This is a genomic window from Candidatus Paceibacterota bacterium (genome assembly GCA_041660505.1).
Lineage (GTDB): Bacteria > Patescibacteriota > Minisyncoccia > Phycocordibacterales > JACRKE01 > JBAZWG01.
Genome location: JBAZWG010000005.1, coordinates 1 through 15,282 on the forward strand (window position 1 = coordinate 1; position 15,282 = coordinate 15,282).

Below are 15,282 nucleotides of genomic sequence, written 5' to 3' on the forward strand. Positions count from 1 at the left end.
ACATATCGTCGCGATCGACGAACCACACGAGGGTAAACACGGTGTCCTTTCGTCTCTCTTCGCGAGATACGGATGGGTTCCTCAATCCGTCATCGTTGTCGGCGACGGGAGAGAGGAGCTAGAGGCTGGAAAAGCTCTTGGTGCGGTGACGCTTCAGACGTTACGCCCTGGAGTATCCACACTGAACGCTGACTACTATTGCTCAAATCTTCACAATATACTTTTTCTCATCTAGTGATGAAGCCCGCATGGCAGTGCGGGCTTTTTTATATTTTGTTATACTGCGCAAATGCTAAAAATCTACCTCGCACGGCACGGGCAAAATGTGGATAACCAGAACGGAATCCTCAACGGTCATAGGGACGAGCCTCTGACCGAGAAAGGTATCGAGCAGGCACATGAGATTGCGGACAAAATCAAAGATGCCGAGATAATTTTCGACGCAGTATTTAGCTCGCCACTTTCGCGCGCATTTCAAACAGCCCAAGTGATTGTTGAAACAGTGGGGGCGCCTGAGCCGCTAAAAGATGAGTTGCTCATCGAACGCGATTTTGGAATTATGACAGGGCGAATGGTCTCGGAAATTGAATCAATATGCGCGCCAGATATTATTAAAACCGAGACCGTTATCTACTTTTTGGATCCAGAAGGCGCCGAGACATTTCCCGACCTTATGGCGAGAGGGGCGCTGGTTCTCGACAAAATTAACAAAAATCATCAATTGGGCAATGTACTACTCGTATGCCATGGAGATATTGGTAAGATGATCTATGCTAAATATTACAATTTAGATTGGCAAACAACACTGACGCAGTTTGAGTTCCGTAACTGTGACATGCTGCTCCTCTCACCAGATTCACCAGCGGAAACTGCGCATGCGTTTAAAATTGAATAGCAGAAATAACTAGTAATTTGGTATAATGTCGTGAACATGAGATTAGAACGATTCGAGCCTGCAGGGTTACAACTCCTGGGAGAGGGTGTTGAGAAAAAAGTTTTTGTTGGCCCTAAAAACGAAAAGGGTATTATTTCTGTGAGAAAGGAGTGGATGGACAAAGAAACACCTCGCCAGCTAAAGGGTAGATACTATCTTACTAAAATAGCCCACTTGCTTCTGCCTCGGAACATACCAGATATTCACCAAGTTAGAGAAGCTACTGACGGCAAGCAGGCGGTTGATTCTGAGCGCATTTCGCACTCAGCAGGGCAAGCACTATTGCAGAGAATGCGCCGATCTGGCAAAGATGAAGAACCCGCCAGGAAACAAATTATTAGTGAGATGGGGGCAGAAGCGGGTAAATTAGACCTAGAACTCGAACGCATCGGACTAGGTTTCAGTATTGATTCAAACGCGGGCAACTATACCAAAAATGAAAAAGGCGATGTTTATTATCTTGAGACTTTTGAATCTTGGTGGATAAATTCTACAAAGAAAGATGTGGAGGTGTTGTTTGATGAGGAGGCGCTTAGAGATGCGATCAATGCACTTTCTGACGAAGTGGTAAAAAGAAAATCCACACACTATCTTGATAGGCTACTGGTGCTAATGGAAGAAGAGAAACAAGAGTTGCAAGCACAAGCAGAAGCTGGCTTGGCCGCTCTTGCCTCGCAAGTTGAAGAAATTGAGTCGATGTTCTCTCCTGTTATGAATGATGAAATTCTCGCAACACTGTATCTTACCAAGACGGCCGAGGAGGCAATGAATAGCGAAGTGAGAAAGTCGGCAAGAAAGGTACGAGATGATATTTTTGCTAAACTGCAAGTTCTAAAAGATGAGATTCCAGGCGAGGAGTATGACCGATTAAAGGAGCAGTTTCTGACCCTTTCTCGGGCCATCGGAACGATTAACATGGGTATAGTGGACCACACCAGGTAATCTTGTTTTTTGGGTGGGATGAGTTCAATGAATTTTGTATCGTAAAAAAGCTGTTGCTACTGTTTGACACAGGTACTCTTTGAGCGCATTGTTAGGTGAGAAGGAGGCATCGATGAGACTCGATTTGTACATATATAACTACAACGAGCTCGCGTGCTCGTTGGTTTTGGAGAATTTTGATCCGCAAAGAGTGGAAGGCATTGCCGTAAATTTTGACGATCCCAAAGTAATATTTACTCCAGGCACGTGGCAGAAGCGCCCAGAGGGAGATTATTACTTTGTCTTTCATTCGCTGCGCAAAGACGGAGAAGGCTATTATGCAGAACATGAGTTTGCATATTGGGAGCCAAAGAGCGATTGTTAAAAACCCACACAGCTGTGTGGGTTTTTTGTTTACAGAGATTCGATTTTTGACAGTAGGTCATCCCAATCTTTTGCACGGCCAATTTCCATTGGAACTTCTTCATCGAGGTTGTACGGTTGGTCAAAAAGGAATAATTTGGGGACATACTTAATAAGTCCGACCAAATTTTTCGCATCGTCCTCCACAAAGATATCCAAATCTTTTGCTGACTGTGCTTTTGATACTCCATAACCGACACAAGTGAGAGGGACATTAATAGAATGTTTTGCGAGCCACGATTCAATGTGCTCCCGACCTTCAGGGAAGCGGGCAGTAATAATTTCTAGTTTGTGTCCGCTCTTTATTAGTGCGTTCATCGACTCTATTGATTTCGAAATTGCGGGAGTCTCAACGAGCCAAGAATAGTTATCGTATATTTCTCTTCTCAGTATTTTATATTGCTCATCAGTCAAAATATTGTTGGCAATAGCGACAGATGTTTTTACGCAAGAAATCGGAAGTTCCTTCTGGAATAGCCGCTTCGCTGCGAGACTTTTGATGAAACCCGTATTGGCAATTACGCCGTCAAAATCGAGGCCGATGTTCATTGTTGCTATTATACACTTGTGGTAACCTACGCATAGACCATAAAGGAGGGTACCTTGGAACCGGTAAAGATTGAAGATTTTCGCAATAGGACAGGAATCAGCAGGGGTGACCTTTTTAGGTCTTGGCAAAACTCTGCTGCTGTAGTTGGCTTGCGTGAGTTGGCAGTGATAGACCAAGTCCTCGTTATGCCAAAGGACTATTTGGCTGCCATGCTGCGTGGCGTGCCACTCTTGGGCAAACCGGATATATTCCCGTACAAAAATGCGGTATTCACTTCGCTACGGATGGACCCACGAGGGGTGCTCGTCGCGCAGACCTTTGTTGAGCGCAAGAAGTGCCTCAACTTGCTCGAGACATTTAACGGCAAGCTCACCGGGTTCTTGCTGACCAATGGCGTAGCGAAATGCACCGCCTTCATCGCTCACGGGCTGACCAAGGATGGAGTTGCTGCGGTTGCACATTATGTTCCACCGCTCGTTGAGCTTCAGGGTGATCGCCACATTTTGCTCGATGGCACGCATCGCGACTATTTGGTGATGACCATCGGGACAACGATAGAGGCGATTGTGATTTCGGGAGTCTCTCAGCAATTTCCTTGCACACCGGTGCCATGGAGCGAAGTACGACCGGTGGACGAAAAGCCGCCTAAAGCCGAGAGAAACAGAGATCTCATGCCGGAACTGTTTCGTGATCTCAAACATGTTGGAATCGATGGGTAGGCCTTGGGGCCTACCCTTTTTGTTTTGGTGCTACTTCATTGCAACTATAAATTCGTATATACTAGCGCAATGGATAAAACACAGCTTACGGAATTAGTTGAGAGGGCAAAGAAAGTACAAGCACAGTACAAAGTAGAATATCCTGATGTGAAAATGGATCGGGATTATATTCCGTTTAAAATCACCGAAGAGTGGGGAGAGTGCATGCAGGTATACTTAATGCTCACCGACCGCGGTCGCCAGAAGGGAAAGACGAAAGCAGAGATTCAGGAGATGCTTTCGCACGAGTTTGCGGATGTTTTTGCATACCTTCTCCTTTTTGCCGACAGTGAGGGAATTGACCCGGTCAAGGCACTCAACGAAAAGTGGTTCTCCTATCTCGAGAAGAAGGGGATGTAGTGTACTATTGACAATATCTCCCGTTGAGTATAGTCTATAAAGCGTGAAAGAAACTAATAAAGAACCGATCCGCTTTGCGGTCATTGCAGCAGATACTGTCGTATTTACTTATAACGATGGCAAACTTCTGGTGCGCCTAACTAAGGTTGATCGCCCGCCTTTTTTTGTAGATACAAAGGGGCTTCCTGGAGGGCTTATCAATCCCTCCGAAACCGCAGAGGATGCGTCTCGCCGTCATGTTGAAGACAAGGCAGGGATTGCGGCATCAAAACTCTATGCTGAGCAGCTCTATACATTTAGCCGAGTTGATCGTGATCCACGCGGGCGTGTGGTTGCGGTTGCCTATCTTGCGCTGGTGCCATGGGAGAAACTTTCAAAAGAAGAGCAGTCTAACTCTGCTACTGCATGGTGGTCTCCTGTGGTATCAGCGAAAAAACTTGCATATGATCACAACGAGGTACTTTCATTTGCCACAAAGCGTCTTCGCTCACGAATTACCTATACGACTGTTTTGGCGAAATTGCTTCCGAGAGAGTTCACCCTTACGGAATTTGAAAATATGTACGGAGCTATATTGAGCGCGAATTTGGATAAGCGAAACTTTCGTAAGAAAGTTCTTAAACTGGGAATAGTTTCTCCAGTTACGGGGAAGTTTACCGGGGGAAGATTTCGACCGGCGCAGCTTTACAAGTTTATTTCTACGGATGTTAAAGAAATAGAAGTAATTTAATTTAGGTTGGCACGATTCGAGCAATAATAATTGCTCGAATCGTGCCAACCTAATGGGGCTGGTAAGAGTTCTTTCCACAACAATCAGTAACAACACAAACGGAGGTTTGTATGAAAGAGAAAGCAGCACCCGGTCCCGTTGGGGTCATCGTTGCACGGTTTCAAGTAAGTCAGCTTCACGCAGGGCACATGCACCTCATTTCGCATGTGCGTGAGCGCCACGAAGATGTTCTGATCGTGCTTGGTGTTCGCCGCGGCGTTCGCACAAGGCGAGATCCGCTCACGTTCGCAGAACGTCTGGTCATGCTCGAGCAATCGTTTCCTGACCAGAAATTTACGGTTGTTCCGCTTGAGGACCACCCGTTCTCTAGTGTGATGTGGTCGCAAAGCCTGGACGCATTAATCCAGAGAACATTCCCCGGACGATCTGCGATCCTCTACGGTGCGCGAGATAGTTTCATCCCACACTACACGACTGGCGTGTATGCGACGCAGGAAGTCAGAGTTCTTTTTCCCAACAGTGGAACACTTGCACGCAAGTCACTTGAGTTTCCGAATACTGCCGATGCTCGCGCGGCGATCATTTACGAGATGGAGCATCGTCCGCCGTTTATGTATGCTACCAGCGATCTAGCAATCGTGGATGTAGCGCAGCGGCGTGTGCTCCTGATTGGCAAGAAATGCCATGGCGGGAAACTTTCGTTTCCTGGCGGTCATGCTGAAAAAACTGACCTAGCGGCAGTAAGAGTTGCCATCCGCGAAGGTCAGGAGGAAGTGCTTGGTGTTAGTACCGGCTTTCCTAGGTATATCGATACGATTACAATTGACGATCCGCGATACAAGGATACTCCCGACGGCGTGATGACCACGTTTTACATGTCTGCATATCTCGGGGGCAACCCACAGCCCGGTGATGATGCAGACTCGGTTCACTGGGTCGCATACGAAGACCTGTTGGAAGTTCTCACCCCATGGCATCGTCCACTAGGGGAGTTGCTACTCCACCAGCTCGGCCATTAAAATTGGCCTCAAAACAGTTGTTTTGAAGTCGACACCACGGTTACCCCGTGGTGTTTTTTTATTACCTGATCGGGGGAGGGCGCTGCTTTTGACAAATTGTCAAAAATGTTATAGAGTGCCACCGGCTCTTGCATAATAAAATAGATAGTGTATGATAGACACTATCAGAGTATAGCACTCTGTATAAGTTCCTTGAAATCACACATCTGTAACAACTCGAAAAGAAAGGAGTAGAGACTTCGCACATAAGGTGCACGGAAGTTTTGCAGTACAACCTCAACCCAGTCGAGCAACGATGCTCGACTTTGCAAGGAGAAGTACCATGAAAAAGAATCTGAAAGTTCACCTGCTCATCATCGACCCGCAGCGCGACTTCATGCCCAGCCCCGGCTCGGCCTTGCCGGTTCCCGGCGCGAATGACGACATGGCGCGTGTTGCGACCATGATCGACCGCATCGGCCACAAGTTCGAGGACATCCACGTGACACTCGACTCGCATCGCAAGATCGATGTCGGGCACCCCGGAATGTGGCGCGACGAGAACGGCAACGCGCCGTCCCCGTTCACCATCATCTCGGATGACGATCTCGTGAATGGCATCTGGCGTCCGCGCAACCCGCACGACGTCCGACGCTTCATCGACTACGCCAAGGCCCTCAAGGCCGGCGGCAAGTACCCGCTCATGGTCTGGCCCGAGCACTGCCTCATTGGCACTCCGGGCCACAACGTGCAGGAAGATCTCATGGCCGCGCTGCTACGCTGGGAAGGTTCCCAGTTTGCCAACGTCGACTACGTGGTGAAGGGCACGAACTCGTACACCGAGCACTACGGTGCTTTGATGGCCGAAGTTCCGGACCCCGACGATCCTTCGACGGGGCTCAACACCGAATTCCTGAAGGTGTTCGCAGATGCGGACATCGTTGCGGTTGCTGGTGAAGCTTCAAGTCACTGCGTCAAGTCGACGGTCGAACAGATCGCCGACAACATCGGTGATGACCAAGTCAAGAAGTTCGTGCTGCTAACTGATGGCATGTCGCCTGTTCCGCAAGTTGGCAACGGCCCGGATTTCCCGGCGATCGCCGCTCAGTTCGTGAAGGATATGACGGCGCGCGGTATGCAGATTTCGAACACCGTCGAATTTTTGGCCTAATCCACAACCAACACTGAAAAAAGGAGGGCACCATGCCCAGACTCAACATTACTGATCCCGGTATGGAGGAGCACCGCATTGCCGGCAGCAACTTCACCTTCCGCGGGGCTCGTATTGCAAATCTCCTCTCGACCGAATACACACTGGTAACAATCGCAATCGATGTTACCGGCTCAACGAGACTTTTCGCGAGTCAGCTCCTCGAGACACTCCGGACAACTATCAAGGGGTGCAAGAAGTCACCACGTGCGGATAATTTGCTTGTGCGCGTGATCATCTTTTCGGATGCTTTCCCGGGCGGAATCATGGAACTCCATGGCTTCAAGAAGGTCATGGATATCGACCCCGATAAGGACTACCAGGACCTCGATCCAGGTGGTTTGACGCCGCTCTACGACGCAGCCTTCTCGGCGGTCGGTGCGACACTCGCCTACGGAAAATTCCTTCTCGGCAAAGATATCTTCAATGTCAACGGTATCGTGTACCTCATCACCGATGGTGATGACAACACGTCAGTCTCTACCCCCAAGATGGTTAGAGACGAGATCGACAAAGCGGTCATCGGCGAGCAAATTGAATCACTCGTCACCGTGCTTGTCGGCATCAACACAGCCCAATGCGGCAGCTTCCTCGAGAATTTCAGGCAGGAGGCCGGCATTACGCAGTACCTCGATGTGGGCGATGTAACTCCCGGAAAACTTGCAAAGCTTGGCGGAATCATCAGTCAATCAGTCTCGAGCCAATCAATGGCACTCGGCAAAGGTGTCGCAAGTCAAAACATCCCGGCGTCGTTCTAACGACTACAACAGATGTGTGCAACACGGAGGAAGCCCAAGGGCTTCCTCCACTTTATAAGACGCCTAACCACGTTGGACGTCTTCAGAGTTTGTTCTTTGAAATACAACAACCAAATTGTGGAGCAACTGCTCTCAATAATTTGTAGAAAAGGAAGGTGATACGATGAACGTGCACGCTGATAGTTTTTTCAGCATCGGTAGAGCGCATGTAATGAACGGCAAACCCTGCCAGGATTATGCGATGACAGAGGTCTCGGGCGATGGCAAATTTGCATTTGCTGTTGTATCCGACGGATGCTCTTCCGGTAGAAATACTGACATTGGTTCGCGCCTGCTTGTACTCGCAACTGCGCAAACAGTTCGTGAATACTGGGATAGTGGTGAAGATGTCACCTTATTCTCGACAATCGATGCGCTTGCAAAACGGCAAGCTCGTCTGCGCGAAGCGCGGCTACTGCTTGGGCTGGTCCAAGACGACATGCTCGCAACGAGTATGTTCGCCTGTGTCTCTCCATACTGTGGGCTCGTTCGTGTTCAAGGTGATGGTGTCGTTGCGCTGAAATATCGCGACGGTAGTATTGCAATGACACGATATGAATGGCCCGGTAACGCACCGTTTTATCCTGCGCGTGAGGAAGAAGACATGGAGGTTTTTCTCCAATCTCACGGAGGTGATGCTCAGGCAAAAGTCGTTCGTGCGTGTTCGTGGACAATGGACCCTACAGGTGTTCTCGCGAGGGTATCGAACGAACTTCTCAGCATCGATGCAGGTATTCGAGGGTTTCAAACATTCTTCAGTGTTGCTGATGAGATCGAGTTCGTCGCCATCTTTTCTGATGGTGTCGCTCAGGTCAGTAACATTGATTGGAAAGATGCGGTTCGATCGTTCCTAGACTTCAAGACAACCATCGGTCCATTCGCAAAAAAGCGGATGAACGCGGGGATCAAAGAGTCCACGGCGGTGGGTAAAGGACCCATCGATGACATTTCCTACGCCGTCATTCATATTATTAATGACGAAGCGGAAGGGGGTGTATCATGAGCAGCGCTCTCCAAGGTGGCAATATCAAGGTGGTTCTCGAAGGTCGCGGACCTCTCACTCTCCGCCAAGACAATTACATTGCCGCAGGCGGTGAGGGAATGATTTATGCAGCGGGTGATACCGCGATCAAGATCTACCACGACCCAAAGAGCAAGGTATCCTGGAACAGGGTTCCTGAAAAACTGGTCTTCTTCAAAAATCATCAGCACCCTTATGTGGTAGCCCCACAAGGATCTGTGTTTGGATCTAAGGGGGAGACGATCGGGTACTATATGCCATTCGTTCGCGATGCGGACCATGGCGGCAACGCCGAACCAATTATGCGAATCTTTACGAATGACAGTCGTCGCCGTCTGGGTTTTACGGATGCGGATAGTTCCACACTTGTTGAGCGTATGCGCGAGATTATTATGTTTGCGCATGCGAACAACGCGATTACGGTGGATGCGAATGAACTGGGATACTTTGTACTACCTCGTGGTGCAAAGGGCCCGGAGCCACGAATGATCGACACCGATTGTTGGGTGTTGAACGGCTTGTGTCCACCGACGCTGCCGATTATGCCGTCGATCAGGGATTGGCACTGCGCTACTCCGTTTGGTGAAATGCAGGACTGGTTCGCATGGGCTGTCGTAACTTTTCAAGTATATTCTGGACTACATCCGTACAAAGGGAACCTTGAGGGGTATCTTCCAAAAGACTTTGAGCTGCGTATGAAAGCAAATGCGTCGGTATTCGATCCGAAGATTCGCTTGAATCGCGCTGTTCGCGATTTCTCGTGCATTCCCGATGTTTTGCTAGAGTGGTATGAAGCGACATTCCAAAAGGGTGAGCGCAGTGTGCCGCCATCACCGTTTGATAAGCGGACACTCGCACGCGCGGCGCAAGTCATGCGCGTGGTGACCACGACGGCAACTGGTGCACTAATTTTCAAGAAACTCTATGCTCAGGTGGGCGACCCAGTTGCCCATATATACCCGTGCGGAGTTGCTCTCTTGAAGTCAGGGGTGCTCATAAACCTTTCCACGATGCGAACAATCGGGAGCGTCCCGTCAAATGATTGCGAAGTTGTGAAAGCGCAAGGCGGATGGCTCACAGCGTGTGGTGGTCTCGGACGAAAGCCCACATTCTCGTTTATCAACGAAACAAGTCTGCAGCAAGAGACCATCGCTTTTGATTTCACCGGCTATCGGTTCATGCGGTATGAAAATCGACTGTTCGTTGTCACTGACAAGGGGTTGTCCGAGCTCACGCTCCACATGTTTAATAAACCGATTTTGACAGTCGGACAAACATGGGGAGCTATGGTCAATGCAACTCGTTGGTTCGATGGTGTCGGTATTCAAGATGCATTTGGCTCTACGTTTGTAATTACTCCATTTGGAGACAACGCCTGCGCGCAAGTGCGGGTGCCCGAGCTCGATGGCATCAAACCAATTGCAGCGAAAGCAGGAAACCGTTTTGTAACGGTGGTCGGCATCGATGCACAAGGACAGATGCACAAGGTGGAGATTGCATTGGATCGAGAGTATCGGTCCTACACCATCTGGCAACGCGATGTCGATACCCCAGACTTGAACATCGCGATTCTTCCAAAAGGAGCATGTGTCACAATCGTCGAAGATGGCCGCTTGAGTGTTTTTGTTCCGACGAATGGAGCAATCAATAACATTCAAGACAAACAGATTGCCACCGATATGACTCTTGCCAACTGGGGAGATCAAGTTGTGTATATCCAGGATGGCGCTGTCTGGAGTCTGCAGATGAAGTAGCCGTGCTCTTCAGGAAGTTGTTGTATTAAAATGTTTCCGGGGGATCTTCGGATCCCCCGTCTTATAAGGCATCTGATATCGTATCGGATGTCTTTAAGATTAAGTTCTTTTACAATTTGTAACGTAGTTAAACTTCAACAACCATCATAGAGAGGGAGGGCACAATGTTCTCGAAATCAAGTATGATCCTGGCGGCCGCTCAAATGCGTCCGGTACCAGGCGATGTACGAAGTAACCTGAAGAAGATACTTGATATTATCACCCATGCAGAAATCTTGGGTGTACATGCTGTTGTGTTTCCTGAGCTTGCTACGAGTGGGTACCTTCTTGGTGACCGATGGGAGCATGATGCTTTTGTCCGTGAAATCGAGCAAGCAAACGAAGAAATTCGTAAAGCGAGCGCGAAGGGTCGCGGGATCTTGGTCATCTGGGGCTCGCTCCGTGTTGATTGGGATCGTATCGGTGAAGATGGCCGCGTACGCAAGTACAACGCCGCCCTCATCGCAAGCAATGGTGAGTGGGTGTCCAATGGCGTTTTGAACGGTTGGATCCCCAAGACAAATATGCCCAAGTACCGCATCTTCGATGATGCGCGACATTTCTACTCGGCAGTGCTACTTGCTGCAGAGAAAAATATGCCGCTTGCGGAAATTCTCAAACCATTTTCGGTTTCGTTCGGTGCTGAGCAGGTATCAATCGCTCTTGCAGTCTGCGAAGATTTGTGGGACGACGAATATCTCGCGAAGCCGGCGCAGATTTACGGCAAAGGTAAAATTGATCTATTGATCGACATTTCCTGTTCACCATGGACACAAGGGAAATGGCGCGCGCGTGAGCGCATGCTCAAAGCCCGTGTCAAAGATTCTGGTTTACCGATTTTGTATGTCAACGCAGTTGGCTTGCAGAACAACGGTAAGAATCTGGTATGGTTTGACGGTAGTTCGTCATTAGTAGATGCCAATGGAGAAGTTCGCTGGCGCGCAAAAAGGCACGAGGAAGATCTCTATTTGTTAAATATGGAGACGTTCTCCGAGGTATGCACTGCTCGAACATTTTGGGCATATCCACCTGCGGGTGACATCGAAGATATCTATGCCGCTACTGTGCAGGCCATGCGGTCCTTTTTCCCTTCGGGAAAGAAGGTCGTCATTGGTTTGTCTGGCGGTATTGACTCGGCGGTTTCTGCAACGCTTCTTGTTCGAGCAATTGGAAGAGAGAATGTGCTCGCTATCAACATGCCGACTGAGTTCAATTCAGAAACAACAAAAGCTCTCGCACAAGAGTGTGCAGAGGCACTCGGTGTCGAGTATCGCGTAGTGCCAATCCAAAAACTCTATGAGGAACGTTTGGCAGCACTTGCGCCAAGCTATCCGGATCCTTCGATGCTGGTGAAGGAAAATATTCAAGCACGAGAGCGCGGGATTATGTTGGCGGGGATTGCTGCGTGTGCTGATGGCCGGTTCGTGAACAACGGGAACAAAACTGAAGTCGCGCTTAACTACTTCACGCTTTACGGCGACGCCGCCGGCGCGGCGGCGTTTCTGGGCGATCTGTGGAAAGGGCAAATCTATGCACTCGCTCGATACATGAATAGTCTGGAAAAAGCGGACGTGGTTCCTCAGGGGACCATTGACATTGTCCCGAGCGCAGAACTTTCGAAGGACCAAAACGTGGATGAAGGAAAGGGTGACCCGATCTTCTATGAATACCACGATGAGCTTCTCCGGATGTTTATCGAAGGGCGGTGGGATATTACCACGGTCATGCAGCGGCTCGTTGCAGGAACCCTGGAGCAAGACATTGGTTGTCTACCAGGAACGCTGCGCAAGTATTTTGCTTCGCCCCTAGCGGTCGTCGAAAACCTCGAATGGGCGTGGGAGAGATACAACATGGAGTTCAAGCGCGTACAGTTGCCGCCGGTATTTCTTACCTCGCGGCGTGCGTTTGGTTTCGATCGACGCGACACGCTTGCAGACGCATACGTGCCGAACGAGTACCTCCGATTGAAGGAGGATTTCCTCAATTCAAAACAGGAAGGATGGTAACCCCGTGAATCCAATAGACTTTGTGGGAGCACTGCGGGAAAGCGTTCATACGTTTAGCCCGCCCGTGCGCTCGCGCCTTGACGTGGACTTCTACAAGTTCACAATGGGGCAGTTCATCTTGAAGTACTACCGCGACACACAGGTTGTGTTCAAGCTGATCATCCGGGACAAGGATATCCCGGTTGCAGCGCACATAAATGAGCGAGAGCTACGTGATTGCCTCGACTATGTGATGGATCTGCAGTTCAGTCGCACCGACCTCTACTTTTTGCGTGGTATTGATCTCTACGACAAGTACATGTTCAAAGAGGACTATCTCGATTATTTGAGGACGTCCCGCTTGCCGCCATACCAATTAAAAATGGAGGATGGCCAAATTGAACTCACGTTCTCCGGTTCGTGGGTTGATGTATCGCCATGGGAAACAGCAGCGCTCGCAATTATTTCGGAGCTCTACTATCGCAGCATCTTACGCGATGTCCCTGCTCATGAGCTCGAGATCATTTATGCTCGTGCCAAGGACAAGATTTACTCCAAGCTGGAAAAACTTTTGCGTCATCCGAATATTCGCTTTGCGGATTTTGGGCAGCGCAGGCGTCATAGCTTTTTGTGGCAGGAGTGGGTTGTTGGTCTCACAAAAGAGATGATGGGTGCGCAGTTCACGGGGACGTCAAACACGTGGATGGCGTTTCATCACGATCTGCCGGCAATCGGCACCAACGCACACGAATTACCGATGGTTGCTACTGCCTTGGCAAACGGGGACGAGGAAATGCGCAACGCGCAATACCAAGTTCTGAAAGATTGGGAAGCAATGTACGGACAAGGGTTGCGCATCATGCTTCCCGACACGTACACGTCCGAACAGTTCTTTGCCAATGCTCCAGCATGGCTGGCTTCATGGCGTGGTGTCCGCCAGGATTCTGGTGACTCTGTGTCCCGAGGTGAACTGTATTTGAAATGGTTTGAAAGCCATGGCGCCGACCCGAAGGAAAAGCTGATTCTGTTTTCAGACGGTCTCGACGTTGACCCGATGATTATGCTCGATGAATATTTTCACGAGCGTACCAATCCGGGGCACGGTTGGGGCTCGCTCTTCATGAATGACTTCCGTGGTTGTCACACCGGCGATGAACTGCTTCGGCCGTTCTCGATGGTATGCAAGGTTGTCGAAGCAAACGGTCGGCCGTGCGTGAAGCTGTCCGATAACCCTACCAAGGCGACCGGACCGAAAGATGAAGTTGAGCGTTACAAACGGATTTTTGGCGTCGGAGAACAGACAGCGCAAGCAGTTATAGTCTGACGATCAAAAGTTACCCAAACCCCGAGCAGCAAGCCTGCTCGGGGTTTTTATATTGCATATGCGTGAGATTTGGAATAATGGTAAGATAATCAATTATATGAGATTTCTTCTTCGATCTAAGATTCACCGTGCAAAAGTTACCGAGGCGAACTTGAATTATGTTGGTAGCGTAACTATTGATAGAAATTTAGTGGAGAAGTCGGGTCTTTGGGAGGGAGAGCGGGTGCTGATTACCAGTCTAAGCTCTGGGGCACGACTCGAGACGTATGTGGTCATGGGGGAGGCAGACTCTGGGGTTATTTGCATGAATGGGCCAGCTGCCCACCTTATCAAAACTGGTGAGGTCGTGGTGATCATGGGCTTTGAGCTGAGCGATCAGCCTATTGTCCCCCAGATAGTTTTGGTAGACGAAAATAATAAGTTTTCCAGATTTGCAAAATAGAATAACGTGAAATATTTAATAATTATTTTTGGTGTTATCCTCATTGCTGCGATAGGAGTGTTTATTTTTAGATCATCGGGGAACCCCGACTTACTTACAAATTATCCGTCACCGAACCCGGATGTCATTGCATACGGCGATAGTCTTGTCGAAGGTGTGGGATCAACTGATGGTAACGATTTTGTGTCACTGCTTTCTGCTAAAATTGGCCAGCCAATTACCAACCTTGGTCGCTCTGGTGACACAACGGTGGATGGTATTGCACGGATAGGGGAGCTTGATAACTACAATCCGAAAGTCGTTCTGCTGCTTCTTGGCGGTAACGACCATCTAAAACAAATTCCGATTACTGAGACGCACAATAATCTTGCAATCCTCATACAGAACATCCAGGCACGTGGGGCAGTGGTGCTGCTTCTGGGCGTGCGCGGCGGATTGTTCAATGATCGCTTTGGCCCTGAGTTCCAAAATTTGAGCCAAACATATCACACCGCTTTCGTTCCCGATGTTTTGGCTGGTCTATTTGGAAATGTAAATTATATGTCCGATGCAATACATCCCAATAATGCAGGGTATCAAATTATTGCTGACCGCATTTACCCGGTTCTTGCCCCGCTCCTGAAGTAGAAATATATCGTACAGTTTCTTGACTATTTAGACGCATTTAGTAAGATACTTACATATCTCGTACGCGCCATATATGGTAAACCGAAAAGAAAAAATAAATGAACTAATGGAGGGCCTGCACTCGTTTCGAAGGCGCGTAGCACCTGGTGTAGCAAATTGCATGTCGGCACCGAGGATTACTCCTTCTCAGTGGGGGGCGCTGATGCTCATTGAGCAGGGTACTGGTGGCACCGTGAAAGACATTGCGACTGCTCTTGCTATTTCAAGTAGCGCGGCGACACAGTTGGTAGACGGTCTTGTGGCAAGTGGCTATGTGGTGAGAAAGGAGGACCCAAAGGATCATCGTCGTATTGCGCTACTACTTTCAACTAAAACAAAATCCCACGTTGCAAAGATGAAGAAGCGGGTT

General features: G+C 49.1%; 17 protein-coding genes. 16 read left to right on the plus strand and 1 reads right to left on the minus strand.

All coding sequences use genetic code 11. From position 1 onward, the window contains the following. The 3 genes from WC764_04530 to WC764_04540 all read left to right on the plus strand — a co-directional run. A partial coding sequence (locus tag WC764_04530) for an HAD family hydrolase (GenBank protein ID MFA6006959.1) occupies positions 1 to 235 on the plus strand: 235 nt, incomplete at its 5' end. Positions 236 to 289: 54 nt separating this feature from the next. Then, on the plus strand, positions 290 to 895 hold the full coding sequence (locus WC764_04535; GenBank protein MFA6006960.1) for a histidine phosphatase family protein: 606 nt from the start codon (positions 290 to 292) through the stop codon (positions 893 to 895). A 36-nt stretch (positions 896 to 931) separates the two neighbouring features. Beyond that, on the plus strand, positions 932 to 1,876 hold the full coding sequence (locus WC764_04540; GenBank protein ID MFA6006961.1) for a hypothetical protein: 945 nt from the start codon (positions 932 to 934) through the stop codon (positions 1,874 to 1,876). Positions 1,877 to 2,269: 393 nt separating this feature from the next. Here WC764_04540 and WC764_04545 read toward each other — a convergent pair whose 3' ends face one another. Then, positions 2,270 to 2,827, minus strand: a complete 558-nt coding sequence (locus tag WC764_04545) for a hypothetical protein (protein ID MFA6006962.1) — start codon at positions 2,825 to 2,827, stop codon at positions 2,270 to 2,272. Between the two features lie 186 nt (positions 2,828 to 3,013). On the opposite strand from WC764_04545, the gene WC764_04550 reads away from it, so the two are divergent. The 13 genes from WC764_04550 to WC764_04610 form a co-directional block, all read left to right on the plus strand. Then, the gene (locus tag WC764_04550; GenBank protein MFA6006963.1) at positions 3,014 to 3,547 is read left to right on the plus strand and encodes a hypothetical protein; all 534 of its coding nucleotides are present in this window, start codon (positions 3,014 to 3,016) and stop codon (positions 3,545 to 3,547) included. A 69-nt stretch (positions 3,548 to 3,616) separates the two neighbouring features. Continuing rightward, positions 3,617 to 3,946: a pyrophosphatase gene (locus tag WC764_04555; protein ID MFA6006964.1), complete on the plus strand. Its 330-nt coding sequence runs from the start codon at positions 3,617 to 3,619 to the stop codon at positions 3,944 to 3,946. A 43-nt stretch (positions 3,947 to 3,989) separates the two neighbouring features. Then, positions 3,990 to 4,676 (plus strand): NUDIX domain-containing protein, encoded by a 687-nt coding sequence (locus tag WC764_04560; GenBank protein ID MFA6006965.1) that lies wholly within the window; start codon positions 3,990 to 3,992, stop codon positions 4,674 to 4,676. Positions 4,677 to 4,786: 110 nt separating this feature from the next. Next, complete coding sequence (locus WC764_04565; GenBank protein MFA6006966.1) at positions 4,787 to 5,695, plus strand: NUDIX domain-containing protein; 909 nt, start codon at positions 4,787 to 4,789, stop codon at positions 5,693 to 5,695. Between the two features lie 322 nt (positions 5,696 to 6,017). Continuing rightward, a complete protein-coding gene (locus WC764_04570; GenBank protein ID MFA6006967.1) occupies positions 6,018 to 6,845 on the plus strand; it encodes a hypothetical protein in 828 nt (275 codons plus the stop codon). A 32-nt stretch (positions 6,846 to 6,877) separates the two neighbouring features. Next, positions 6,878 to 7,642: a hypothetical protein gene (locus WC764_04575; GenBank protein MFA6006968.1), complete on the plus strand. Its 765-nt coding sequence runs from the start codon at positions 6,878 to 6,880 to the stop codon at positions 7,640 to 7,642. Between the two features lie 163 nt (positions 7,643 to 7,805). Further along, positions 7,806 to 8,684 (plus strand): protein phosphatase 2C domain-containing protein, encoded by an 879-nt coding sequence (locus WC764_04580; protein MFA6006969.1) that lies wholly within the window; start codon positions 7,806 to 7,808, stop codon positions 8,682 to 8,684. Next, positions 8,681 to 10,456, plus strand: a complete 1,776-nt coding sequence (locus WC764_04585; GenBank protein ID MFA6006970.1) for a hypothetical protein — start codon at positions 8,681 to 8,683, stop codon at positions 10,454 to 10,456. Before WC764_04580 ends, WC764_04585 begins: the two co-directional genes overlap by 4 nt. Before the next feature lie 164 nt (positions 10,457 to 10,620). Next, complete coding sequence (gene nadE / locus WC764_04590) at positions 10,621 to 12,501, plus strand: NAD(+) synthase (protein MFA6006971.1); 1,881 nt, start codon at positions 10,621 to 10,623, stop codon at positions 12,499 to 12,501. Between the two features lie 64 nt (positions 12,502 to 12,565). Next, the gene (locus WC764_04595; protein ID MFA6006972.1) at positions 12,566 to 13,804 is read left to right on the plus strand and encodes a nicotinate phosphoribosyltransferase; all 1,239 of its coding nucleotides are present in this window, start codon (positions 12,566 to 12,568) and stop codon (positions 13,802 to 13,804) included. 97 nt (positions 13,805 to 13,901) lie between these two features. Beyond that, a complete protein-coding gene (gene panD / locus WC764_04600) occupies positions 13,902 to 14,246 on the plus strand; it encodes an aspartate 1-decarboxylase (protein MFA6006973.1) in 345 nt (114 codons plus the stop codon). A gap of 6 nt (positions 14,247 to 14,252) precedes the next feature. Then, entirely contained in the window at positions 14,253 to 14,873 is a 621-nt protein-coding gene (locus WC764_04605) for a GDSL-type esterase/lipase family protein (GenBank protein ID MFA6006974.1), read from the plus strand. A 73-nt stretch (positions 14,874 to 14,946) separates the two neighbouring features. Then, a partial coding sequence (locus tag WC764_04610) for a helix-turn-helix domain-containing protein (protein ID MFA6006975.1) occupies positions 14,947 to 15,282 on the plus strand: 336 nt, incomplete at its 3' end.